This is a genomic window from Prodigiosinella aquatilis (genome assembly GCA_030388725.1).
GTDB lineage: Bacteria > Pseudomonadota > Gammaproteobacteria > Enterobacterales > Enterobacteriaceae > Prodigiosinella > Prodigiosinella aquatilis.
In genome coordinates this window covers 3,988,189-4,012,608 of sequence record CP128857.1, presented here as the reverse complement: position 1 = coordinate 4,012,608, position 24,420 = coordinate 3,988,189, and the positions used below count along the sequence as shown (strand labels likewise).

Annotated in this window: 24 protein-coding genes and 2 pseudogenes; 19 read left to right on the top strand and 7 right to left on the bottom strand. The window is 52.7% G+C overall.

All coding sequences use genetic code 11. From position 1 onward, the window contains the following. Positions 1-20 precede the first annotated feature (20 nt). Positions 21-476: a RidA family protein gene (locus tag PCO85_18710; protein ID WJV53186.1), complete on the bottom strand. Its 456-nt coding sequence runs from the start codon at positions 474-476 to the stop codon at positions 21-23. Next, the gene (locus tag PCO85_18705) at positions 466-1,746 is read right to left on the bottom strand and encodes a cytosine deaminase (protein ID WJV53185.1); all 1,281 of its coding nucleotides are present in this window, start codon (positions 1,744-1,746) and stop codon (positions 466-468) included. Before PCO85_18705 ends, PCO85_18710 begins: the two co-directional genes overlap by 11 nt. 217 nt (positions 1,747-1,963) lie before the next feature. Here PCO85_18705 and PCO85_18700 point away from each other — a divergent pair, with 217 nt between their 5' ends. From PCO85_18700 to ahpF, 6 genes and pseudogenes are all read left to right on the top strand, one after another. Further along, positions 1,964-2,878, top strand: a complete 915-nt coding sequence (locus tag PCO85_18700) for a LysR family transcriptional regulator (GenBank protein WJV53184.1) — start codon at positions 1,964-1,966, stop codon at positions 2,876-2,878. Between the two features lie 271 nt (positions 2,879-3,149). Next, complete coding sequence (locus PCO85_18695) at positions 3,150-4,139, top strand: ABC transporter substrate-binding protein (protein WJV53183.1); 990 nt, start codon at positions 3,150-3,152, stop codon at positions 4,137-4,139. A gap of 29 nt (positions 4,140-4,168) precedes the next feature. After that, positions 4,169-5,588 (top strand): annotated as a pseudogene (locus PCO85_18690) (amidohydrolase family protein). Positions 5,589-5,617: 29 nt separating this feature from the next. Further along, positions 5,618-6,616 (top strand): 2OG-Fe(II) oxygenase family protein, encoded by a 999-nt coding sequence (locus PCO85_18685; GenBank protein WJV56138.1) that lies wholly within the window; start codon positions 5,618-5,620, stop codon positions 6,614-6,616. Between the two features lie 177 nt (positions 6,617-6,793). Continuing rightward, the gene (gene ahpC, locus PCO85_18680) at positions 6,794-7,357 is read left to right on the top strand and encodes an alkyl hydroperoxide reductase subunit C (GenBank protein WJV53182.1); all 564 of its coding nucleotides are present in this window, start codon (positions 6,794-6,796) and stop codon (positions 7,355-7,357) included. An 81-nt stretch (positions 7,358-7,438) separates the two neighbouring features. Further along, complete coding sequence (gene ahpF / locus PCO85_18675; GenBank protein ID WJV53181.1) at positions 7,439-8,995, top strand: alkyl hydroperoxide reductase subunit F; 1,557 nt, start codon at positions 7,439-7,441, stop codon at positions 8,993-8,995. 116 nt (positions 8,996-9,111) lie between these two features. Here the strand turns inward: ahpF and uraH are convergent, their stop codons facing one another. The 3 genes from uraH to PCO85_18660 all read right to left on the bottom strand — a co-directional run bounded on the left by uraH (position 9,112) and on the right by PCO85_18660 (position 11,112). Then, entirely contained in the window at positions 9,112-9,444 is a 333-nt protein-coding gene (gene uraH, locus PCO85_18670; GenBank protein WJV53180.1) for a hydroxyisourate hydrolase, read from the bottom strand. Further along, on the bottom strand, positions 9,441-9,941 hold the full coding sequence (gene uraD / locus PCO85_18665) for a 2-oxo-4-hydroxy-4-carboxy-5-ureidoimidazoline decarboxylase (GenBank protein ID WJV53179.1): 501 nt from the start codon (positions 9,939-9,941) through the stop codon (positions 9,441-9,443). Before uraD ends, uraH begins: the two co-directional genes overlap by 4 nt. Before the next feature lie 244 nt (positions 9,942-10,185). Continuing rightward, a complete protein-coding gene (locus PCO85_18660) occupies positions 10,186-11,112 on the bottom strand; it encodes a LysR family transcriptional regulator (protein WJV53178.1) in 927 nt (308 codons plus the stop codon). A 155-nt stretch (positions 11,113-11,267) separates the two neighbouring features. Here PCO85_18660 and PCO85_18655 point away from each other — a divergent pair, with 155 nt between their 5' ends. From PCO85_18655 to PCO85_18610, 10 genes are all read left to right on the top strand, one after another. Continuing rightward, on the top strand, positions 11,268-12,302 hold the full coding sequence (locus tag PCO85_18655) for an aromatic ring-hydroxylating dioxygenase subunit alpha (GenBank protein WJV53177.1): 1,035 nt from the start codon (positions 11,268-11,270) through the stop codon (positions 12,300-12,302). Between the two features lie 8 nt (positions 12,303-12,310). Then, complete coding sequence (locus PCO85_18650; GenBank protein WJV53176.1) at positions 12,311-13,279, top strand: PDR/VanB family oxidoreductase; 969 nt, start codon at positions 12,311-12,313, stop codon at positions 13,277-13,279. Between the two features lie 108 nt (positions 13,280-13,387). Further along, a complete protein-coding gene (hpxO, locus tag PCO85_18645; GenBank protein WJV53175.1) occupies positions 13,388-14,542 on the top strand; it encodes an FAD-dependent urate hydroxylase HpxO in 1,155 nt (384 codons plus the stop codon). Between the two features lie 252 nt (positions 14,543-14,794). Beyond that, positions 14,795-15,241, top strand: a complete 447-nt coding sequence (locus PCO85_18640) for an aldolase/citrate lyase family protein (GenBank protein WJV53174.1) — start codon at positions 14,795-14,797, stop codon at positions 15,239-15,241. Then, on the top strand, positions 15,238-15,564 hold the full coding sequence (locus PCO85_18635) for an aldolase/citrate lyase family protein (GenBank protein ID WJV53173.1): 327 nt from the start codon (positions 15,238-15,240) through the stop codon (positions 15,562-15,564). Before PCO85_18640 ends, PCO85_18635 begins: the two co-directional genes overlap by 4 nt. Before the next feature lie 38 nt (positions 15,565-15,602). Continuing rightward, entirely contained in the window at positions 15,603-16,769 is a 1,167-nt protein-coding gene (locus PCO85_18630) for a siderophore biosynthesis protein PvsA (protein ID WJV53172.1), read from the top strand. Then, positions 16,769-16,891, top strand: a complete 123-nt coding sequence (locus tag PCO85_18625; GenBank protein WJV53171.1) for a hypothetical protein — start codon at positions 16,769-16,771, stop codon at positions 16,889-16,891. The genes PCO85_18630 and PCO85_18625 overlap by 1 nt, the downstream gene beginning before the upstream one ends. Positions 16,892-16,915: 24 nt before the next feature. Next, complete coding sequence (locus PCO85_18620) at positions 16,916-17,485, top strand: ferric iron reductase (protein WJV53170.1); 570 nt, start codon at positions 16,916-16,918, stop codon at positions 17,483-17,485. Beyond that, positions 17,482-18,660 carry a type III PLP-dependent enzyme gene (locus PCO85_18615; GenBank protein WJV53169.1) on the top strand — a complete coding sequence of 393 codons (1,179 nt, stop codon included), beginning with the start codon at positions 17,482-17,484 and terminating at the stop codon, positions 18,658-18,660. The genes PCO85_18620 and PCO85_18615 overlap by 4 nt, the downstream gene beginning before the upstream one ends. Before the next feature lie 268 nt (positions 18,661-18,928). Further along, the gene (locus PCO85_18610; GenBank protein ID WJV56137.1) at positions 18,929-20,017 is read left to right on the top strand and encodes an ABC transporter substrate-binding protein; all 1,089 of its coding nucleotides are present in this window, start codon (positions 18,929-18,931) and stop codon (positions 20,015-20,017) included. Between the two features lie 41 nt (positions 20,018-20,058). Here the strand turns inward: PCO85_18610 and PCO85_18605 are convergent, their stop codons facing one another. Together PCO85_18605 and PCO85_18600 are read right to left on the bottom strand one after the other, a co-directional pair. Next, positions 20,059-22,125: a TonB-dependent siderophore receptor gene (locus tag PCO85_18605; protein WJV53168.1), complete on the bottom strand. Its 2,067-nt coding sequence runs from the start codon at positions 22,123-22,125 to the stop codon at positions 20,059-20,061. A 136-nt stretch (positions 22,126-22,261) separates the two neighbouring features. After that, positions 22,262-22,348 (bottom strand): annotated as a pseudogene (locus tag PCO85_18600) (DNA-binding response regulator). 223 nt (positions 22,349-22,571) lie between these two features. Here PCO85_18600 and yghU point away from each other — a divergent pair. From yghU to PCO85_18585, 3 genes are all read left to right on the top strand, one after another. Beyond that, complete coding sequence (yghU, locus tag PCO85_18595; protein ID WJV53167.1) at positions 22,572-23,426, top strand: glutathione-dependent disulfide-bond oxidoreductase; 855 nt, start codon at positions 22,572-22,574, stop codon at positions 23,424-23,426. Between the two features lie 84 nt (positions 23,427-23,510). Beyond that, positions 23,511-24,185: a glutathione S-transferase N-terminal domain-containing protein gene (locus PCO85_18590; protein ID WJV53166.1), complete on the top strand. Its 675-nt coding sequence runs from the start codon at positions 23,511-23,513 to the stop codon at positions 24,183-24,185. Positions 24,186-24,259: 74 nt separating this feature from the next. Beyond that, positions 24,260-24,388, top strand: coding sequence for a hypothetical protein (locus PCO85_18585; GenBank protein ID WJV53165.1), 129 nt, complete (start codon positions 24,260-24,262; stop codon positions 24,386-24,388). The last annotated feature ends 32 nt before the right edge of the window (positions 24,389-24,420 follow it).

Here is a 24,420-nt window from a genome sequence, read left to right as displayed (position 1 = left end):
ATTTGCCTCATCGTCAGGAATTATTGTGGTAGCCAGGCAGTGGCTTCGACTTCAATCAGCACCTCGTTGCCGGGCAGCATTTCACTGACCTGCACCACCGTAGAAACTGGCGGTTGCTGCGGATAGAACAGCTTTCTTACCCGGCTGTAATACGGAAAGTGATCCAGATTGCGGAAATATTGCACCAGTTTGAACACGTCGCTCATTTGCCCACCGGCGGACTCAATGGTCTGACGGATGCTCTCCAGCACATACCAGCTCTGCGCCAGGATTGGCCCCTCTTTGGCATCAGTGGAAAACTCACCGGTTTCACCCAACAGGCGGCGCGCTTCTGGTGGAATATCCTGATAGCCGCGTACGATAAGCGAGCGCTGTGGATTGACCGGGATAATGCCGGAAAGAAAGATAAAATCGCCGGCGCGATGCCAGGCGGCATAGTGGGCGAGCGGTTTGCCCGCGCCATCGTCAAGCATCATGAGCGAGTTCCTTGTTCCACGTCCGTTGATGAGTGATGGCGCCACGGCGTATTACTATGCGGGCGGCACTGTTCAATGGCCAGGTGCCAATATCACTGTCGGGGAAGATAACCATATCGGCCGGGTTGCCTGCCGCCAGCGGTGACCCCGTCGGGCCAGCACCAGTCAGTGAATGACGATCACAGATCAGCCGTGATTGCTGGTCGAAAATCTGGTCAAGCTGGGCGGCGAATAGACTGCATATCAGTGTATCCACCGGGTCATAGCTGCCGGTTGGGCAGAAGGCATCCTGCACATTGTCACAGCCGAGCAATACCGGTACACCAGCGTCCTGGGCTTCTTTCAACAGTGTGATGCCGCGCTGGCGCGGCGTGCGGCCAGTGACGGCATCCTGCAACAGCAGATTGGTCATTGGCAGGGCGATCAATGTGACGCGCGATGCCGCTAATGCGGCAAGTACCCATTGCGCCTGTTCTTCGTCGCCAGCCGCCAGGGCGCAGCCGTGGCTACAGCAGATGTGTCCGGGGAAATCGTGCTCGGTCAGGTAGTGAGCCAGCCATACCAGGCCGTTTGCTGTCGGCGACAATTCTTCATCAATGTGCAAGTCCAGGTTTAATCGCCAGCGCGCTGCGCTGCGCATCAGATTAGTCATCGCCGCTTCATCCCAGTTAGATGAGTGGATGAATGCGCCGAGCAGCCCCTGTTCATTGCTGTCTGCGACTTGACGGGCTATTGTTTCAGCCACTGCGATATCGGCAAATAGCGGCAGCGGCACCAGTGCTACGCGCTCCAGTGTGCAATCGTGTTGATCCAACGCAGCGATTTCCAGCCAGGCGGTGGGTGGCGTGGCAGTAAACCAGTCGATATGGGTGCGCAGATGGCTGATACCGCTGGCCACCGCCCGCGCCAGGCCTTGTGCGGCGCGCTGGTGAATATCTTGCGGACTCCAGTGGCGACGGTCTTGATGCATGGCGTCGATGGCGGCCAACAACCCCGGTCCTGCCGGTCGGCTGCGTTGCCGGGTAAACGTTTTGTCCAGGTGTGCATGGGGTTCAATCATTCCGGGTAACACCAATGCGCCGCCGAGATCCCACAAGCCATCCGTAGGCTGATGACCTGGAATCAGTGCAGCAATGTGGCCAGCGCTGAACAGGATGTTGCCGTTAAGCGGTTCCCCGGTTTGTTGTGGCCAACTGGCGGGTAATGCCCAAGCCGGTAGCCGCGCATTACAGAGGCCGTTCAGCGGTACAGGTGGGCGTGACATAGACATGGTGAGACTCCGTGTTGACATTATAGGTCCAGAACCAGAACCGGGCTTTTGCCCGGGAACAACACCGTGCGAATTGCTTAAACAGGATTATCAACACGCTGGACTCGTCTTGAAACGAAAGTTCCCGTTGTCATGAAGGCTACGTTATTGTTATATGATTGTTGCGTCCATTGCTTTGATTCGCACGTCTTGTTGCAAAAAAGAGAGCACCCAACCCATGTTTGCCTTCTCCCGGTTTTTGTTGTATTTCACTGAAGTGGCCCGTCAGGGCTCGTTTCGTAAGGCATCGGAAACGTTGCATGTCGCGGCGTCGTCCATTGACAGACAGATACTGCGCGTGGAGGAGGAGCTGGAAATGCCATTGTTTGAACGGCATCCAGCTGGCCTGCGTCTGACCGCTGCCGGTGAATTGCTGCTCAACGCCGCCAATAATTGGAAAAAGGATTTTAGTCGGGTGCGGGATCAACTCGATGACTTGCGCGGATTACGGCGCGGACATGTGCGCATCGCGACCATTGATGCCATCAACCGGGGGTTTTTCTCGTCGATGCTGAAGAAAATCCACCTGGAATACCCGAATGTCTCATTCACCCTCACCACCATGAACAATATCGATATCCAGCAGGCGTTGATTTCTGGCGATGTGGACTTCGGTATCATGCTCAATCCGCAAAGCTCGAAAGCGTTGCAGGTACAGTCATTCGCTGAAATCAATTTAGGGATCGTGGTGCCACAAGGCCACCCACTGGCGGGACGTGACCGTATTCGTTTCAATCAATGCCTGGACTATCCGTTTATCATTCCCTCCGCACCGTTGATGCTGGCCGAACCAGTGCAGGCATTGTTGAATATTAACGGCGGCAGCGTTAACGAAGTGGGTATTTCCAACAATATCCATATGATTCGCTCGTTGATCAAAGAACAGATTGGCATCGGTATTCTGTGTTGGTTGGACATTATGGACGAGGTACAGCGTGGAGAACTGATGTTCATTCCGCTTAGCGATCCGCAGTTAAAGCCGTTTACTTTGTCACTGTGTGTGGCACCGGCGCGGCAGTTATCGATCGCCGCGTCGATGATGCTCAAGCGACTGGAAATGTTGTTCAGCCAATTGCAGACCGAGAGCCAGTAAACGGAATAAATTGCACCGGTTTGGTGCGGATTGCGCTGTATTGAATCAATCGTTGCAGCTGGCGAAACGGAAATCACTGAAAAAGACGGGGCGGCAGAGCCTGTCACAGATTGGCATCATTTTTGTATCATCCAGTGTGAGTAGAAGCGGTCAGCACAGATATCGGTGCGGGACATTGCTCAGCAATCATTTTCCGGTTCATGACATGAGCTGATTTGAGAGGCTGAGCCATCTTTACCCGGCCTCTCCGACAGCAACAAGGAGAGGCGCAATGAAGGTCATATCACGTATTACTCTGTCATGCTATATGCTGAGCGCGCTTGCGCTTGGCGCTGTTTCCCCGGCCGTTCAGGCCAATGAAAAACTGGTACTGCTGACGTCCTGGTATGCCCAGGCCGAGCAGGGCGGTTACTATCAGGCACTGGCTACCGGGATTTACCGACGCTACGGTCTGGATGTCAGCATCCAGTCGGGCGGGCCACAGGTCAATGGCATGCAACTGCTGCTGGCAAAACGCGCCGATGTGATCATTGGCTATGATTTACAACTGTTGCAAACAGTTGAACGTGGATTCCAGGCTGTAGCGATCGCCGCCCCATTCCAGTTCGACCCTCAAGGCTTGCTGATCCACACGGGGGTAACCTCCCTGGGAGATCTCAAAGGCAAAACCATTCTGGTGTCCAGTTCAGGCCAATCGACCTGGTGGCCGTGGCTGAAAGCACGTTACTCATTGAGTGATGCACAGACTCGTCCCTACACCTTCAACATTCAGCCATTTGTGGCCGACGAGAATATTGCCCAGCAGGCTTATGCCAGCTCGGAGGTTTTCCAGGCACACAAAGCCGGAGTGAAAGCCAACTTCTTCCTGTTTGCCAAGTATGGTTATCCGCCTTACGGCGGCATTCTGATCACCCGGCCGGATGTGATTGCTCGTAACCGCGACGCGATGGCTAAATTCGTGCGCGCCTCCATGGAGGGCTGGGTGAGCTACCTGAAGGATCCGACGCCGGGAAATATGTTGATCAAAAAAGAGAATCCAAACATGGGGGATGATCTGCTGGCGTGGGGGGTGGCGCAAATCAAAAAGTATCACTTGATTGACGGTGGCGACGCGGCTACCCAGGGCTGGGGAACGATGACCGAAGAGCGTTGGCAGAAAACGCGTGATTTCATGGTCAATGCCAAATTGCTGAAAGCCGACACCCATTGGCGACAGGCTTACACCACCCAGTTTATTCAGGATCTGCATGTTAAGCCCTGAGATCCATGCTGCAAGAGGAGTCTGCTGCCGTGTCACTATTGATTAAAAATGCCTACGCCATTCTCACCGGTTTGCCGGGGGAGGCGGGACGTCACACCGGGCCGGATATTCGTGTCGTTGATGGTGTGATCGACGCTATTGGCGTATTGACGCCATTGCCGGAGGAGCCGCTGATTGATGCCCGTGATTGTGTTGTGTACCCGGCATGGGTCAACACGCACCATCACCTGTTTCAGTCGTTGCTGAAGGGAGAACCACAAGGATTGAACCAGAGCCTGACCGCCTGGTTGAGCGCCACGCCGTACCGCTTTCGTGCCGTTTTCGATGAGCAGACGTTCCGTCTGGCGGTACGCATTGGCTTGATTGAGCTATTGCGCTCGGGCTGTGCCACGGTTGCCGACCATAACTATCTGTATTGGCCGGATATGCCGTTCGATACGTCAGAGATCGTGTTTAGTGAAGGGGCGGCGCTGGGGATGCGCATCGTGTTGTGTCGGGGGGGGTGCCACCCAGACACGGGTGTTGGAGCAAGATTTGCCGATCGCGCTGCGCCCGGAGAGTATCGACAACTATATAGCGGATATTGAACGGCTGGTGAAACGTTACCACGATCCGCGGCCAGAGGCGCTGCGCAAGGTAGTAATGGCACCGACCACCGTGTTGCACTCGGCACCGCCGTCGCAATTGCGCGAGATGGCGCGGGTGGCGCGCCGGTTGGGTATCCGCTTACACAGCCATCTGTCGGAAACCGTGGATTATCTGGATGCGGCGCGGGCCAGGTTTGCCATGACGCCAGTGCAGTTCTGCGCTGAACACGAGTGGCTGGGGGATGATGTATGGTTTGCCCATCTGGTGAAATTGTTGCCGGAAGAGATCGCTTTGCTGGGGAAAACCCGAACCGGCATTGCCCATTGTCCGCAGAGCAATGGGCGTCTGGGCAGCGGTATTGCCGATTTGGTAGCGCTGGAACAGGCAGGCGTGCCGATTTCACTCGGGGTTGATGGCGCAGCGTCTAATGAAGCGGCAGACATGCAGAGCGAAGCGCATGCCGCATGGTTGTTGCAGCGCGCGCGAAAAGGCATGCAGGCGCAGCCACGCTACGCGGGTGGCACCTTCGAGGGGGGTGCTGACGCCGTCACCATCGAGGATGTGGTGCGTTGGGGCAGCGCAGGCGGCGCGCAGATCCTTGGGTTGACGCGTAGCGGCACTCTTCAACCTGGCATGTTGGCTGACATTGCCATCTACCGGCTGGACGATCCGCGTTACTTTGGTCTGCACGATATGGCGATTGGTCCGGTGGCCTGTGGTGGTCGTGCAGTGCTCAAAGCGTTAATGATCAATGGCCGGCTTATCGTTGAAGATGACACCGTACCTGGCATCGATCTGGGCGCTATGCGTCAAGAGGCGTTGTCGGCTGTCCGCACACTGAAACGGCGTGTGGGCTTGTAACCTGAGAGAAAAAGAACAGGATAATCATGATGACCCAATCCAATAAGGCTCAACGCTATACGTTGCAGGAACTGGAAAAAGAAGCACTGATGGGTGACATCGGCCAGGAAACCTTTGCCCGTGAAGTGCGCTGTATTGATTTATCTGATTTTGATTGCCGTAAAAGCGAAATCGCCGACCAGCTATGGCGGGCAGCTGTTGAGATCGGCTTCTTCCAGGTGAGTAATCACGGCATTGATTTGATAGACATCCGCCACGCTTTTGATATGACGGAACGGTTCTTCGCGTTGCCCGAAACCGTCAAGGCACAGTATCCGCTGGCCCACAATGCTGGCTGGGAAAGTCGAGCGCAAGTACGCCCTTCTACCCGTACCCCGGATCAAAAAGAGTCTTATCAGATAACGCGTCCACTGATGGATGGCTTGTGGCCGAGTGAGCAGGTGTTGCCGCAGTTCCAACACACCATGTTGGCATTCGAATCACGTTGCTGGCAGTTGGGTATGAAACTGCTTTCCTGTTTTGCTCTCAAACTGGGCTTCCCTGAGCATTTTTTCCAGCAGGCCCACAACCCGAGCCATGCTGACTACCAGAGCACCTTACGCATGCTGCACTATTATGCGACTGACCCGGAGCAGGTTACTCAGCCGGGGCAATGGCGTGCCGGGGCGCATACCGATTTTGACTGCCTGACGCTGTTGTTTCAACGTCCGGGGCAGGGTGGATTGCAGGTTTGTCCGGGTAAAGACAGAGAAAGCCAGCAGTGGACCAGCATTGAGCCGAGTGAAGCGGTGATCACCTGCAATATCGGCGATATGTTGATGCGCTGGAGTGATGATCAACTGCCGTCGAATTTCCATCGGGTGAGGAACCCGACGCCGGACGAGTATCAAGGCCCTCGTTACAGCCTGGCGTTTTTCTGCCAGGCCAATAAAACAGTGGAAATTGTTGGGCCGGGCGGGAAATATCCGGCGATCCGCGCCGATGCATATCTTCAGCAACGTATTCAGGCTAACTTTGCTACAGGATAGCGACAGACGTTCCCTTGCCACGTTTTTATGGCGCTCTGGCGGATCGGCTATCAGGTCTATCGGTCACGAGTAAGGTATTGCTTATTGATTCGATACAGACAACGGATTAGTGACGGGCATCACGTTATTGTATTTTAGCTCCCATGCCAAACACATGAGACAAATGAGGAAATACTAATGTCCGTTATCAATACCCAGGTTAAACCGTTTAAAAATCAGGCGTTCAAAGCAGGTCAGTTTATTGAAGTCACTGAAAAAGATATTGAAGGCAAATGGAGTGTGTTCTTCTTCTATCCGGCTGACTTTACATTTGTCTGCCCAACCGAATTGGGTGACGTAGCAGATTATTACGATGAATTCCAGAAGATCGGGGTTGATATCTATTCTGTGTCCACCGATACCCACTTTACCCATAAAGCGTGGCACGGCAGTTCTGATACCATCGCCAAAATCAAATACGCCATGATCGGCGATCCGACGGGTCAACTGACGCGCAATTTTGAAAACCTGCGTGAAGCAGAGGGTTTAGCTGACCGTGGTACTTTCATCGTTGATCCGCAGGGCATTATTCAGGCAGTGGAAATCACCGCGGAAGGTATTGGCCGTGACGCTTCTGATCTGTTGCGCAAAATAAAAGCGGCTCAGTATGTCGCCGCTCATCCTGGTGAAGTGTGCCCGGCAAAATGGCAGGAAGGTGATGCCACATTGGCGCCGTCTTTGGATCTGGTTGGCAAAATCTGAATAAGCCAGCGTGGTTGAAAGACTGATTTTACTATCGGGTGCTCAGCACCCGATTTTTTCCTCCAATGCCAGGAACCCTCTATGCTCGACAATAACATGCAGATCCAGTTGAAAGCCTATCTGGAAAAATTAACCAAACCGGTTGAGATAGTGGCGACGCTAGATGATTCGGTTAAATCTTCTGAAGTCCGGCAACTGCTGATCGAAATTGCCGAACTATCTGAAAAAGTCAGCTTTTTTGAAAACAATGAACTGCCGGTACGCAAGCCTTCATTTCTGATCACCAATCCGGGATTGGCGACCGGGCCTCGCTTTGCCGGTGCCCCGATGGGACATGAGTTCACTTCACTGGTGTTGGCGCTGTTGCAGACGGGAGGACATCCGTCAAAAGAGACGCAAGAACTGCTCGACCAGATTCGCTATCTGGACGGTAAATTCCATTTCGAAACCTATTATTCGTTGACCTGTCACAACTGTCCTGATGTGGTGCAGGCACTGAATTTAATGTCCATCCTGAATCCAAATATTACCCATACCGCAATTGATGGCGGCGTGTTCCAGGATGAGATCAAAGAACGCAATATTATGGGCGTACCCACGGTATTTCTGAACGGCGAGCACTTCGGTCAGGGACGCATGAGTCTGGGGGAAATTGTCGGCAAGATTGATACCGGCGCCAGCGATAAACTGGTTGAAAAACTCAACAATCGCCCGATTTATGATGTGTTGGTTGTCGGTAGCGGCCCGGCGGGGGCGGCAGCGGCGGTGTATGCCGCCCGTAAAGGGATCCGTACCGGATTGATGGGAGAACGTTTCGGTGGGCAGATTCTCGATACCGTAGATATTGAAAATTATATCTCGGTACCGAAAACTGAAGGCGCCAAATTGGCCACTGCGCTGAAAAGTCATGTCGATGACTATGACGTGGATATTATTGATCTACAAAGCGCGCAGAAACTGGTGCCAGCCAGTGAACCCGGCATGCCGCATCAGATTGAAACCGTATCTGGCGCGGTACTGCGATCCCGCAGCATTATCATCGCTACCGGCGCCCGCTGGCGGAACATGAATGTGCCCGGTGAAGATCAGTATCGTACCCATGGGGTAACCTACTGTCCGCATTGTGATGGCCCCTTGTTCAAAGGTAAACACGTGGCCGTGATCGGCGGCGGTAACTCCGGCGTTGAAGCCGCTATCGATCTGGCGGGGGTAGTGAAACACGTGACGCTACTGGAGTTTGCGCCGGAACTGAAAGCGGACTCTGTGCTACAGGATAAACTGCGTAGCTTGCCAAATGTGGATGTCATCATGAATGCGCAGACGACAGAAGTGCTGGGGGACGGACAAAAAGTCATCGGACTGGCGTATCAGGATCGCGTTAGCAGCAGTATTCATAAGCTGGCGCTGGAAGGGATCTTTGTGCAGATCGGCCTGTTACCCAACACCAACTGGCTGGGTAGTACCGTGGCGCGTAACCGCATCGGTGAAATTGAGATTGATGTCAAATGCGAAACCAGTGTGAAAGGGATCTTCGCTGCCGGTGACTGTACTACTGTGCCGTACAAACAGATCATTATCGCCACAGGTGAAGGGGCCAAAGCCTCGCTGAGTGCCTTTGACCATTTGATCAGAACCTAATATTGCTCGGTATCCGCAATGTGTGGTCGAGCCGACGCCGTTAGCATGCTGACGGCGTTTTTCTATGGCTATCTCGCTACCCGCCAGGGTGTTTAGCATATGTTTTTCTCTCGGTATCAGCTACCGCGATAGGTGGACCAGGAAAAAGGTGAAATCAGGAACGGCAGATGATAATGACCGGCACCAGTCAGCTGAAAGTCGATTTGTGCCGTCACGTACAACGCCTCTCGACCTGCCGCGGCAAACCAGCGGCCGATGTCTGCCGTCATACGGTAGCGACCGGGTAATAGCGGATCAGCGGTGAAGGCCGTAATGCGGCCGTCATCATTGGTCTGATCTTGCGCCACGCTATGCCATTCATCGTTTTCCCACCGTTCCAACAGGATATTCACTCCCGCTGCGGGTTTTCCCTGGGTGGTATCCAGAATATGGGTGCTGAGTGTGCTCATGCGCGAATGATTCCTTCCAGTCTGAGTAACGTGATTTGGCGCAATTGCTCCAGTGTTTCTTCTATTTCCTGCTGTTCACTGTTCTGTAGCCGACGCTGTAGTATCTGTAGGATCTCTTCTCCACTGCGATCTTTGGCACGGATCAGAAATATCCGGCCAAAGGTGTCTTCATAACGGGAATTACCTATCCGTAATGCTGCCGCCAGCGAGAGGTTTTCAGTGCTGATGGCTGACTGTTCCTGCCGGGAAAAATCAGCGTGCCGACGGGTACCGCCAGCCTGTTCACCGATACGGGGATGAGCGCGTAGTGCCAGTGTCAGCTCCTCCTCCTGCCAGCCGGTCATTGCCTGCTGTCCGGTAGCCAGTAGGGCGGCACGGTTGCCATAAGGTCGCCTGGCGGTCACTTGTCTGGCCCAATCGGGAATGGCAACACAAGATTCTAGTAGTGCCACTGCTTCACTGATATTGAGCTGGTTAAAGGCTTCCAGTGTAATCATTGTTTCTCTCCTTGCCCGCTGGCAACAATAGATTCTTTGGTATGACTTATTCGTAATAAGAGAGATGCAACTAGCATGCCATTTATATCGAGACGGGTACCTGAAAAGCCTCTTTTTCAGAATTGAGCGTCAGATAGTTGTACCCGGACAGATTGTCACCCAAACCGGATTTTTTCGGACGAATACCTGGCATTGTCGTGTTCCTTGAGACAAGAATGTGATCGTGTGAGATGGCAGGGTGCCTTTATGGTGCGTCTTTTCCCATCTCTGAATGCATATCATCGATGGCTTGCGTAAAGTGTTTGATCACTAACTGCGCCGCCCGCGATAACTGGCGTTTGGGCGCTACACACAGCGCCAGCGTCAGGGGTCTAACGGCTCGATGGCTGAAGGGGACGAATGTTAATGTGCCACTTCTGACTTCACTATAGACATCCAGCAGACTCAGGATGCCTACTCCGACATTCTGATATACCAGTGATTTCATCACTTTCAGGTCATTACACACCATATTTTGTACCGGGATGAGATGGTGACGGTGGTACAACCCTTCCATGCGCTCATGCACCATGAGTGGCGCGGCAGGCAGTAACTGGCGGTAGCTGACAAGTTGGCTGAGGGTGACATCAGTCTGGCTGGCCAGCGGATGTTCCGGCCGCATCACTACGCCAATGGGGATTTCGGTAAACGCCCGTACCTCGATACCTTGCCCTTCCAGCGGATCGAGCAGAATACCGATATCCACCTCAGACTCGGCCACCAGACTGTTGATGGCATAGCTTTCGTCGGTATGGAGGTTAAACGTCAGATGAGGATATTGACGGCTGATCTCCGCCAGTGCCTGGATCAGCACCCCTTCGCTCAGGGCGGCAACCATCGCCACGGAGACATGGCCGCGCTTGAGTCCCTGTAATTCGTCAAAACGTTGGCGTGTGAGGGCGTACTCTTTTTTCCAGCGATGCAGATCACTATAGAGTAGCTCGCCTGCGGAAGTGAGTCTCAATCCGCTGGGCAGCCTTTCAAACAGCGGGGTTTCCATCTTCTCTTCTGCCATCAGAATCTGCCGGTTGATGGCGGAGCTGGAGACATGCAGCACCTCGGCAGCTTTACGCAAACTGCCCGTAGTGGCCACTGCCATGAAGTAATGGGAAAAACGGGACAAGGGATCCATAGCTTTACCTGTACGAATTTTTGCAGCGAATATGTTAAAAAACTATTATGGACTGCAACACTTCTTGTTATCCACAATAACATTACCCATTTATTGCTCTGGCTGATGGCAGGTTGATATCAGTCTGACCCGTCTTTGTGTGAAAGGTGATGCTTATGAAGGTAACGCTGAATCCCCCCGCCAATTGCTCCTTTGAGTCTGATGACTGGTATCGTCTGGCCCGCTACTGGCATCCGGTGGCGGTAGCGGCAGAGGTTGGTCCAGCGCCTATGTCGGTCACGCTGCTGGATGAGCCATTAGTGGTGTACCGTGCCGGGAACGATATTGTGGCGGCACGGGATATCTGTCCGCATCGCGGGGTGCCGCTCAGTATGGGGTCATCTGACGGGCAGGGGATTGTCTGTCCTTACCATGGGTTGCGGTTCGGAGAGGGCGGGCGTTGTAATCGGGTGCCAGCCAGCCCGGACCTGCCGATTCCGCCCAAATTGAATCTACTGACCTTCGCGGCACGAGAACAGTATGGCCTGGTGTGGGTGTGTATGGATCCGCCGGATGGCATCCTGCCGGCCCTACCGCTGATGCCGCACTGGAATGATGACGGCTTTCAACAGATTGTCTGTCCCTCTTTTCATATCGCCGGTTTTGCCGGACGCCAGATTGAAGGTTTTCTGGATGTGGCGCACTTCGCCTGGGTACACACTGACACTTTCGCTGATCCGAATAATCAACAGGTGCCGGATTACCAAACGCTGGAAACCCCCTACGGATTCAATGCCGATTATGTGAGTTCGGTGTCCAACTTTGCTCATGGTTCGGGATGTCAGGCGCCTGATGGGTTTACCTGGCTGCGTCATTTCGAGATGCACCTGCCGTTTACCGCCACACTGACCATTCATTTTCCGGATGAAGGGCGTCTGGTGATCATGAATGCCGCCTCACCGGTATCCGCTCGCAAAACGTGTCTGTTTGTACCGATAGTCCGCAATTTTGATCTGCACATTCCGGTGGAGGAGGTTCATGCCTTTAACCAACGGGTGTTTGAGGAGGACCGGATGATGGTGGAAAGCCAGCGGCCGGAGCATCTTCCGCTCGACCTGACGCTGGAAGCGCATATTCCGGCGGATCGCAGCTCGATTGCCTACCGCCGTGGTCTAAAACGACTGGGTTTCGGTGAATTTTTTCTGGTGTAAGCGGGAGTATGCCAATGTTGAATGTGGTGGTTGACGCCCTTTCTCGCCAGGGGGAGGGCAATCTGGCGTTGCGGCTGGTATCGGCGGACGAACAGCCGTTGCCGGCATTTGAAGCGGGAGCCCATATTGATGTTCACCTGGCTGATGGTATCCGGCGACCATACTCGCTGGCGGGTGATCCGGCGGATCGCGACCATTATCTGCTCTGCATCCGGCACGAAGCAGCTTCTCGTGGCGCTTCCCTTTATGTACATGAGTCATTGCGCGTAGGGCAGCACCTGACTGTGTCTTACCCACGCAACCAGTTTGCCCTGGTGCCAGCTGAACGTTATCTGTTGCTGGCGGGGGGCATCGGCATTACTCCGCTGTTATCCATGGCGGAGTCGCTGGATCAGGCCGCTACGCCGTTTGAATTGCACTATTTTGTTAAACATCGGCGTGCCATTGCCTTTCGTGATCGTCTACAGCGGGGCTTTCGTCATGGTGAGTGCCAGATTTGGTGCGGAAACGAAGGGCACAGCCCACGCCAGACACTACCGGAAAGCCTGTATACGGGGGCGAGTCATCGGCGTTTATATGTGTGTGGCCCGTCAGGATTTATGGCGCAGGTGATTCAGCAGGCACAAGCTCACGACTGGCCACGGGATAGGATTCATCATGAAGCGTTTTGCCCGCCGGTTGTGGCGGACAGCGCAACAGCGACGGACAGCGAATTTACCGTTGAGCTGGCATCTTCTGGTCGTTCATTTCGGGTGCCATCAGACAAAACCATTGCCGCTGTGTTGTTGGAAAATGACGTGGCGGTGCCGCTTTCCTGCGAAATGGGGATTTGTGGTGCCTGCCTGACTGCCGTAAGGGAAGGTACGCCGGATCACCGCGATACCGTGCAATCTGATGCGGAAAAATCCGACCCGGATCAACACATTGCGCTGTGCTGCTCTCGTAGCCACTCGACGCGTTTGGTTATTGATTTATAAGCATCAGCCGATGCGCTGATGGATCAGTGAACTCGGTGGCGGATGCGTCAGAGATAAAGGATTGGCACACAAATTGCTGCACTTGAAACGGCAACAAATGGGGGATAAATGAAAGCTCTGGTGATTGGTGCCGGTATCGGCGGATTGTGTGCGGCGGTAGCGCTGAAAAAAGTCGGGATCGCCTGCGACGTCTTTGAGGCCGTGGCGGAAATTAAACCGGTGGGTGCTGCCATCTCCATCTGGCCTAATGGTGTGAAGTGCATGAACCATTTAGGCATGGGTGACATCATGGACCGTTCTGGCGGGCCAATGCACTACATTGCGTATCAGGATTATCAACAAGCTCGGATCATGACTCGTTTCAGTCTGAAGCCACTAGTGAACCGGGTGGGAGAACGTCCTTGTCCTGTCGCCCGGGCGGAATTACAGGGGCAGATGTTGGATTTCTGGGGACGCAAATCGGTACAGTTTGGTAAACGAGTCAACCGTATTGAGGAAAACGCTGGCGGCGTCAGTGCTTATTTCAGCGACGGTAGTGTCGCGCAGGGTGATTTTCTGATTGCGGCTGACGGTACTCACTCCGCCATTCGGCCTTATGTGCTGGGGTACACGCCGGAGCGCCGTTACGCTGGGTATGTTAACTGGAACGGACTGGTGCCGATTGATGAAACCATTGCTCCCGCCGACCAATGGACCACGTTTGTGGGGGAGGGCAAGCGCGTGTCGCTGATGCCGGTAGCCGATGGCCGCTTTTACTTCTTTTTTGATGTGCCGTTACCAAAAGGGTTAGCGGAAGATCGCCAGAGTGTACGGCAGGATCTGCAACGTTATTTCTCGGGATGGTGCCTGCCGGTACAGCAGTTGATCGAGCGGATTGATCAGCAAACTACCAATCGGATTGAAATTCACGATATCGACCCTTTCAATCAATTGGTTCGTGGTCGGGTTGCGCTGCTGGGGGATGCCGGCCACAGTACCACGCCGGATATCGGGCAAGGTGGGTGTGCAGCGATGGAAGACGCCGTCGTCCTGGGGCAGGTGCTGGCGTCTCATGACCGCATTGAATCAGCCCTGCTGAATTATCAACAACAGCGACGTGATCGTGTACGGGATTTGGTGCTCAAAGCCCGTAAACGCTGTGATATCACCCACGGTAAAGAGATGCCACAGACCCAGGCGTGGTATGAAGAACTGCGGCAGGAAACCGGCGAACATATTATTGACGGGTTGTGTGACACGGTTTTGGGTGGACCGCTGGCTTGAGATACCACTGAGTCAGGTCTTTCCCTGATGGAGGGCCGCGCTCTTTTTTACGTTAATAAAGAAAAGGATATGACTGTACCAACCCGTTTTCACCCTGGCCTATCCACGGAATTACCTGAGAAATCAGAATTTGTTCAGAATGAAGATATTCATGAGAGAACTAGTTAATAGTTTAAAATAAAAAAACAGGAAAGATACAATTCATTAATGATACTCCCAATGGTAACTGTTATCATTAGCATTTAAATCATTATGCCAGCACTGTATTTACTCTCCGATCGGTTGCAGCAACAGCATCCGCTTTTCGGTATTTTGAATTCGGTCTCCCATCCCACTTTGGTTGAAATGATTGCCTGCGCCGGGTATGACTTTGTCATTCTGGATATGGAACATCTCCCTCATAACGAAACGTTACTTTCACACTGTATTCAAATAGCGCAACTCAATGGCTGTGCGCCATTGGTTCGGTTAACGGTAAACGATCTGGATAAAGCTGGGCGAGTGTTGGATATGGGGGCTCACGGGATTGTTCTCTCCCGCACGGAAACAGGGCAACAGGTTCGGGCCTTACGCGATGCCATCTGTTTCCCACCTCGGGGAAGGCGCGGTATTACCGGTGGGACGGTCACAGGTTTCGGCACCCTGTGCTCCCCGATTACATCCAGCAAGCCAATGATCAGGTGTTGCTCATTCCGATGATTGAATCCCGCGCTGGCGTGGAATCGATAGATGACATTCTTGCTATTGAAGGCGTGAGCATGGTCATGGAAGGCGCTCTTGATCTTGCGCTCGATCTCGGTCTGGGGCCCATTCCTCATCACCCGGACGTAGAGGTGAGCATTCGCCAGATAGCCACGCGCTGCAAACATGCCGATATTCCGTTTTGTGCCAATCCGCGCACGCCTGAACAACAGCATTTCTGGCAGCAAGCTGGAATTCAACTCTGGCTGTGTGGTGAGGATCGGGGATTCTTGTTCCGTACTCTGCGACAGCGTTTGCAGGATATTAAAGCGTCTTCCTGACTTCCATTAACCCTTTCTGAAATCAAACAGGTATCAACATGCCGTGTAAATCTCCTTATTTGATCGTCAGCCACGTCGTCAATGCCGCCGTGATCGAAGGTTTTATTCCCGCCGCGCAACAACTGGGATATCCGGTCGTCCTGGTGACCGATCAGTATCGAGCGCATAACCAGATGCTGGAAGGTCAGGTGCAAATCCTGGAATGTGATGTTTTTAATCCGTTGGCCATCCTTGATGCGTTGACGGAAGAGGGGATGACGCCGGCAGCGGTGTTTTCCAATAGCGATCACCTTCAGACGTCCACGGCAATTGTGGCCAGCGCGCTTGGCCTGCCAGCTAAAAACTGGCAGATCTGTTATGCCGCAAAAGATAAGTGGCGCATGCGTCAGCGTCTGGCTTCACTGTCACTGCCCTCCGCCTGGTCAGCACAGCTATTACCGACCGACACGCCTGATCCTGCCTGGCCTTGGCCATTAGTCATAAAACCCAGCCAGGGTGTCGCCTCCATGGATGTTTCGCTAATCCGGGATTGTGACACGCTTAATCAGCATCTTGCGGTGTTGCCGTTGCGTCAGACTTGGTTGCTTGAACAATTCCTGCAAGGTCCGCTGTTTACTCTGGAAACGTTTGGCGATGGTCATGAACTGGTGGCACTCGGTGGTTTCGATGTCGAACTTTCCGCCCCGCCGCATTTTGTGGAAATGCAGGCACGTTGGGAAGGAGAACACACGGTCCGCTGGCGTGATCAGGCTCTGGAGCAATTACGCCAGTTTGGCGTTGGATTCGGCGTGTGCCACAGCGAATTTATCGCGACGGAAAACGGCCCGGTGTTGGTTGAAATTAACTATCGCAGCATCGGCGACGGGCGGGAGTTCTTGTTGGATCGTATCCTGCCCGGCGGTTGGTTTACCCCTATTCTGCAACTTCACCTTGGTCAACCGATCCCGACCATAAAACCGGCGCAATTACAGGCACTGATCCACTATCTGGTGGCCGAGCGCAGCGGTCTATTATCTGAGGCCCCTCAGCCTGTGAGGTTACCGGGACTGCACTATCGTCGTTTGAAAGAGCAAGGCGAGCCTATCGCGCTGAGCCACTCCAACAAGGACTATCTGGGCGTGCTGTATCTGGAAGCGCCTGATATCGGCCAGTTGCAGAGGCTTACCCAAAAGGCGCTGGCTAGCCTGCACTGGGAGATCGCGTGATGAATCAACGTGATTACATCACACTGCGTATCATCAATGCATGCCTGCGGGAGAACGTCTCCGGCTCAGGATGCCGCGCATTACGCTGGTCTTACTGCGCTACTCAACTGCTACATTCGTGAATTTGCTCAACCACAAGGGGAGGTGTGTCTGGCCTCACACGGCAATATCCCCCAGGGTTGCCTTATCACGATGCTTGTCTGCACTGGCTGACGCACTATCTGGATCGGTTAGTTCCGGGGGTTTTGCACGCCTTCTTTGCTGAGGGCATTATTTTTGAGCCTCATCTGCAAAATGTGTTGGTTGGATTTGAAAACCATCTGCCAACCCAGATTTGGGTTCGTGATCTGGAGGGTACCAAACTGGTGAGTGAATGCTGGCCGGAGAGCCAACTGGCCGATATGTCTGCGCGTGCGCGTCAGTCGGTCTGGTATTCCCGGGAAAAAGGCTGGAACCGCGTCGCCTATTGCCTGTTCATTAATCATCTTTCCGAGGCCATTTTTCATCTGTCAGACGGCGATCGTGTGCTTGAACAACAGCTCTGGAATGTGCTCAGTGCACAACTGGAAACCTGGCAACAGGAACCAGAAATCGCCGCTATGCTGGCGGGCGCGCCTATCCCTTCGAAAAATAATCTGCGTACCCGGCTATTACAGCGGGCTGATAAGTTAGCTGATTATACCTTGATGGACCATCCGATAAGGAGCCGGCAATGACGCCTCGTGTTTATCAGACGCTGCGTGAATTGCAGCAACGCCGTACCGTTCCTTTTTGCGGTTATGTGTATGATTTGGACTCACTACGATCACATATTCAAACTATGCGCTCCGCTCTGCCGGAAGGTTGTGAGTTGTTTTACGCAGCGAAAGCCAATCCTGACGAGCAGATCCTGAATACTCTGGATAAGTGGGTGGATGGATTTGAGGCAGCTTCCGGCGGTGAGTTAGCCTGGTTAAAGCAACATGTTCCGGGTCGGTCATTGATTTTTGGTGGACCGGGAAAACTGATTTCAGAGCTGGAGCTGGCCGTCCGCCATGAGATTGATGCCATTCATGTCGAAAGTCTTACCGAGCTAAACCGGCTGGAGGCGTTGGCGCAACAAACGCAGCAGAGGGTAAATATTTTACTCAGAATGAACATTCCGTTGCCGGGCATTGAGGGGACGCGCTTGATGATGGGCGGCAAGCCCACGCCTTTCGGGCTGGATGTGGACGAGCTTCCCCAGGCTTTACATATCGTGAAGGCTTCCTCCTGGTTACAGCTCAAGGGGTTTCATTTCCATTTAATGTCCCATCAGTTGGATATTGAGCTCCATCTTGCATTAATGCAGCGCTATCTGCGTCAGGTAAAGGCGTGGTGTCGCGAGTTTGCGCTTGAAGTGCAGCTGGTTAATGTCGGCGGCGGGATCGGCATCAATTACCAGGATCCGACGCGTCATTTTGACTGGCCTGCCTTTTGTGCGCGTTTACCGCACACTATTGCTGCTTGCGATGCACAACATCTGACACTGCGTTTTGAGTGTGGCCGCTATATTAGCGCAGGGTGTGGTTATTACGTGATGGAAGTGCTGGATGTGAAGAAAAATCTAGGCGAATGGTTTGCCATTGGTCATGGTGGTACGCATCATTTTCGCACGCCCGCCGCGCAGGGGCATGATCATCCTGTCACCGTGTTAAGACGAGAACACCGGCCTGCGGTGATCGAAAACCAGCGGGTGACGATGGTGGGGCAACTGTGTACGCCGAAGGATGTGCTGGCTCGCCAGCAACCTGTTGCGGCACTTGCACCGGGTGACTGGCTGGTATTCAGTCTTGCTGGTGCCTATGCCTGGAATATTTCTCACCAGAATTTCCTGATGCACAGCCCACCCGAGATGATATGGCTTGACTGACGATGTCACGATGGGCCGGTCAGGTTGATTCGCCCGCTTGTGGTGGCGTATTTTCTGTTTTTTCTTCCTGTGTCTAATAGATTTCAGGATGAGGGAGGGCGGCGAGAGAATGAATACCGCCGAGCTTACGTCAGTAAGTGATTCGGGGCGTGAACGCGGCCAAAACGCACCGGCAACGTGAAGGATGACAGATATATAGTGCTGATATTCACTTTTTTAACATGAGATAACGATGAACAGAGCAATCTGGTTTTTGATTTCAGTGGTGATGTTGTTGTCACCGGCGCTAAGTACCGCATCACCGCTCACGGTAGTGGATATGGCGGGGCGAAAAGTAACACTTAATGTGCCGGTATCACGGGTAATACTCGGCGACAGCCGTATGTTGTTGGCGATGAACATTATTCACCCGGATGCACCTCTGAGCGACATTGTTGCCTGGGATGACTCACTTATTCGCCGGGCGCCGGATATGGCACGCCATTATCAGCAGCGTTATCCGCAATTGAGCAAAATTACCGTTTTTGATAACCCCTATCGCAGCGGCTTTAGCGTCGAACGTGCACTTCTTTTACGGCCTGATCTGATTATTTTTGACACTGGCCTGCTGCCCAGACTGCGCGATAGCGGGACACTGTCACTGTTGGCAAAAAGTGGTATTGCGGTGATATTTATTGATTTCAGGCATCAGCCGCTGACGAACACCTTGGCCAGTATTCGTCTGCTTGGCCAGGTTTTTGCGCAGCCGCAAAATGCGCAACGCTTTATCACGCGCTACCAGCAGTTGCTTGAGCGTGTGCAGCACCGTATTGCTCAGATCCCTCAGACGCAGTGGCCAGGTGTCATATTTGAGAACCATGCCGGTATGACGGGCGACATGTGCTGCGCCGTTTTTGGGCGTAACAGTTTTGGACAGTTTGTCACGGCGGCAGGCGGACGTAATCTTGTCGAAAACAAGGTCCCCGAGCAAGGGGCGAATATTAACGTCGAGCAATTGATTACGGACAATCCAGACTATTATCTGCTGAGCGGGGCAGACTGGCGCCAGCGCGGCAGTAAATCGCTCGCGGTTCCTTTGGGTTATGAGGCATCACGAGAAACGGCGTTACCGAAACTTCAGCACCTGATGACTCGCACTGGGTTCTCGGTTCTCAAAGCGGTGCGAGATAAGAAGGTGATGGCGATTTATCATCAATTCTACGATAGCCCTTTTAACGTGATTGCGCTTGAAGCGATGGCGAAGTTTTTCCACCCACAGCACTTTGCGGATGTTGATCCACACAATGATCTGGTGGCCTTTTATCGAGAGTTTACCGGCGTGGATTACTCAGGCTTATTCTTTCTAACGCTCCAGTAATAAGGCCAGCCCGTAGCGGGCTGGCTGTATTGAGACCGCGGTCAGAACTTATAACTCAGTCCAACCGTCACCGAACGGCCTGGCGCAGGCTGTTGTCCCCATGGGCTGGTGTCAATGCCTCGAAACCAGTAGTCTTCATCAAACAGGTTGTTCACACTGACATAACCACTGAGCAGGTTTCGTCCGGATTTCCACAGGTCGCGACTAATCTGTGCATTCCATACCCAGTAGGATGGCATTTCACCCGCCGAGCCGTTGGCATTTTCATTAACCGTGTTAGCCGTATCCGAGAAGGATTTACTGAAGTAGTAACCGGCCAGTGTAAACGTGGTTTCACGCCATTCATAGCTACCATCAAGTGTAATTTGGTGGCGCGAAGCGTAAGGCACTTTGTTGTTTTTGTACTGTCCATTCATCTGTTCTGCATCAAGATAAGCATAACCGGCGTGCAGCTTCAGGCCCTGAACAACTTGTGGCTGCCAATAACCTTCCAGCTCAATCCCCTGATGGCGCGTTTTGCCGATATTTTCATAGGTATCATTGGTGCTGTTATAGGAAACCTGATCGTTGTAATCGATACGATACAGACCGGCATTCAGGCTGATATTCGTCGCTGGGGTGTAACGGACGCCACTTTCATAGTTCCAGGAAAGTTCAGACGTTACGTCGCCGCCTTTAACTATCTGGGTGGCCTGTGCCGGGCGCAGGCTTTTCTGTGCATTGGCATACAAGAACCACGCTGGCGTCATCTGGTAGCCTAGGGTTAGACCAGGCAACCACTGTTCATCGGGTGCGGACGTATTTAAGCCGGAAACACTATCCCGGTACTTTTCACTAATGTGCTCATAGCGTATACCTGGGGTAATGGTCAGACTATCGTCAAAGAGTTTTACCGCGTTACTGATGTAACCGGCCCAGGCTTTGTCATCAAAATGCCAGTCACGAGTGGTAGTGGTGGTACCCGTTGCCAGCGTGCGTTGGTTCACCTGATAGTCTATTTTTTCCTGGATGAAACGGGTGCCGAGGATCCATTGCTGGTTCACATTGTCACCATCAATATTCAGGCTCAAGCGGGGTTCTGTACCCCAGACTTTAAAATTACGCGGCGAGTTTTGCACAATATCGGCTGGCAAAGACGGATTCCAGGTCTGGCCGGAAACGCGACTCATGCCCACATGAAAATCGCGGTCAGACTCATGTCCGAAAAACATCCAGTTCAACTCGGCGGAGTCGATAAAGCCCAGCGAACCGAGTTGCTGATTATAGACCGCGCTGTAGAGCTTGGTGTGCCCATCATAATCATCCCAGGGGCGGGTGCTTTGGCGGCGATTGGCGTTGTAGTCTGCGGTAGTCAGTGCGCCAGCCAGATCAGCATGTGCATCGTAATATTGATAAGAAAGGTCAAGGGTGGTGTCTTCGTTGATGTTCCACAGGCCGCGCAGGTGGTAGTTTTGGACTTTACTGGCGCTATGGTCGCGGAAGGAGTTCCCCTTGACCTGGTTTAGTTCCACCTGCAAACCAAAATCGTCGTTGACCATTCCACCGGTACGCAGGTAAGTATCCCAGAGATTTTTCCCGCGTCCGTAAAAAGTCGCTCGTTCAGTAATCTCATTTTCCCACGCCACCGGGATCGGTTTGCTGATGAGGTTAATCACACCGCCAACGTTGTTAGGGCCGTATTGGACGGCGGCACCGCCACGCACCACATCAATACGCTCGATAGTGGAGAAACTCACCGGGAACAGTGACATTCCCTCTTGGCCGTAAGGCGCCAGCGCCAGGGGGATGCCATCCTGCAGAATCTGGGTGCGACCGCTACGGCTGTCATAGAGACCGCGAACCGAAATCTGGGGTAAAATCCCGGTTCCGGTTTCATCCTGAATTTTTACCCCTGGCACGCGCTGCAAGGCATCATCCAGTGTCCGGTTTGCGTCTTTGTGCAGTTGCTCCTGAGTAATCACCGTACGGTTTCCGGGCCAGGTTTTCACTTCGTCGGCCCCGGAGTCACCCAGTATGTTGCCATTAACGGTGATGGTTTCTTCTTTTGCCAGTGCGGTATTACTGCATAGAATTAAAGCAATAACGCTGGCAATACGACTATATTGCATTAGCACAATCCTTTTATGTTAATGATAATTATTCGCATAATAATATTTAGAATTATTATCAGATAAAAAGGATTATTTTACATTTATTCACCTTTCCTAACGCTGGCGATCTTCCAGACTCAACTTGTGGGATTTTAACGCGCGTATTTACAGTATGTTCATATCCTTTGTGCTGATAACCCCACACTTGCTCCAACAAACTTAGATAAGAAAAAACCTTGCCGAGCATGGGGAAAGATTTTTCCAGATAGTCATCGTCGTCCCGTTCATGATAATTGGCGTGTAGCGTCTGCCAATAAATCTCCAGCCCGTCAACGCCAGGTAGCATCAACGCACCCCCAACCACTCAAAAAGATCGCTATTGCTTGCTTGCATTACGCTAATGACGTGCGAGTATGATTATCTTCTCACCCTCATCTATTTTTTCGCTGAACAGGAAAATCACAATGGCAGATAACAATTATCAACCACCAAAGGTCTGGACATGGGATAGTGGCAGCGGAGGTAGCTGGGCGAACATTAATCGCCCTACGGCGGGTGCTACGCATGAGGCGACTTTGCCCATTGGCAAACATCCGCTGCAGCTATACTCATTGGGCACGCCCAATGGTCAGAAGGTTACTATACTGCTTGAAGAATTGTTGGCGCTGGGGGAGCAAGGGGCGGAGTATGATGCCCACCTGATTGTTATTAGTGAGGGGGCGCAGTTCTCAAGTGGCTTTGTCGCGGTGAATCCCAATTCTAAAATACCGGCGCTGATGGATTATTCAGCAACGCCGTCCATACGGGTGTTTGAGTCAGGTGCCATCCTGCTTTATCTTGCCGAGAAGTTCGGCCATTTTCTGCCGCAATCCCTTGCCGCCCGTACCGAAGCACTAAACTGGTTGTTCTGGCTACAAGGCGCAGCACCCTACCTGGGGGGCGGTTTTGGTCACTTTTATCACTATGCTCCTGTCAAAATTGAATATGCTATTAACCGTTTCACCATGGAGGTTAAGCGTCAGCTCGATCTACTCAATAGACAACTGCAAGATCATCACTATATCGCAGGCGATGAGTATTCGATTGCCGACATGTCCATTTGGCCGTGGTACGGTAATTTGGTTCAAGGGCTGCAATATGAGGCTGGCGAATTTCTGGATGTGAAGTCTTACCCACATCTGCTGCGCTGGACGCTGGAAATTGCTGAACGTCCTGCGGTTAAGCGTGGGCGTATCGTCAATAAAACCGGGGGAGAACCTGGCAAGCAGCTTGCTGAACGCCATGATGCCTCGGATTTTGACGGTCTATCCATCGGATAATAACACCGGGAAAATCCACCGCGAGAAGTCAGTTAACCCGCACTTTTTGTCAGTCAGATGCTGTTATGATTCAAGGAAAACAAAATGTTAAAATTTTACTTTCATCCCACGCCGAATCCAATGAAAGTGGCTCTTTTTCTGGAAGAAAGTGGTCTACCTTACGAGCTCATCCCGGTCGATACCCTTAAAGGTGAACAGCATTTGCCTGCTTTTCGCCAAATCAATCCGAATGGAAAATTGCCCGCCATTGACGACAATGGCACTGTCGTTTTCGATTCTAATGCGATTCTGCTGTATCTTGCCGAAAAGACGACGAGTTTCCTTGGCCAGCCTGAGGATCGGGGCGCGTTGTTATCCTGGCTGATGTTTATTGCCACTGGATTAGGCCCTTTTTCGGGGCAATCTGTACATTTCCAGCGCATGGCACCAGAACCGATTCCTTATGCGATTAATCGCTACCGTCGTGAAGCAGAACGTCATTACGCGATCCTCGATGAGCATCTGAAAAATCGTGAGTTCATGGTAGGTAACAGCTATACCATTGTTGATATGGCGGCATGGGGTTGGATAGATCGCGTTGCAATGGTTCTTGACGACAAAGCGCTGCAAAGGTTTCCTAATCTGTCTCGCTGGTTTAAACATATTGATAGCCGCCCTGCTGTTGGGCGCGCCCGCGCAGTGGGTAAAGATGTGCAATTCAAGAGTGAACGCGATGAGGTCGCTCTGCGTGCTCTGTTCCCGCAGAACTTCACCCATTAACGACGGATATTCATCACCACCGATCGCCATTCCTTAATTTCAAGACAATATAGCTGCTGTCCACTCTGTATGGTATGCCGGTTATTTCTCTGCCACTGGTTTTGGCAGGCATTGAACGTTACTCGTTCCGGCTGGTGGATATTCATCTGCACATTGGTTCTGGTGTGGATTATGGTCAAATGATGAAGAGCGTATCGGGCTAATAAACAGGTATAGCGATGATTTGTCGCTATAC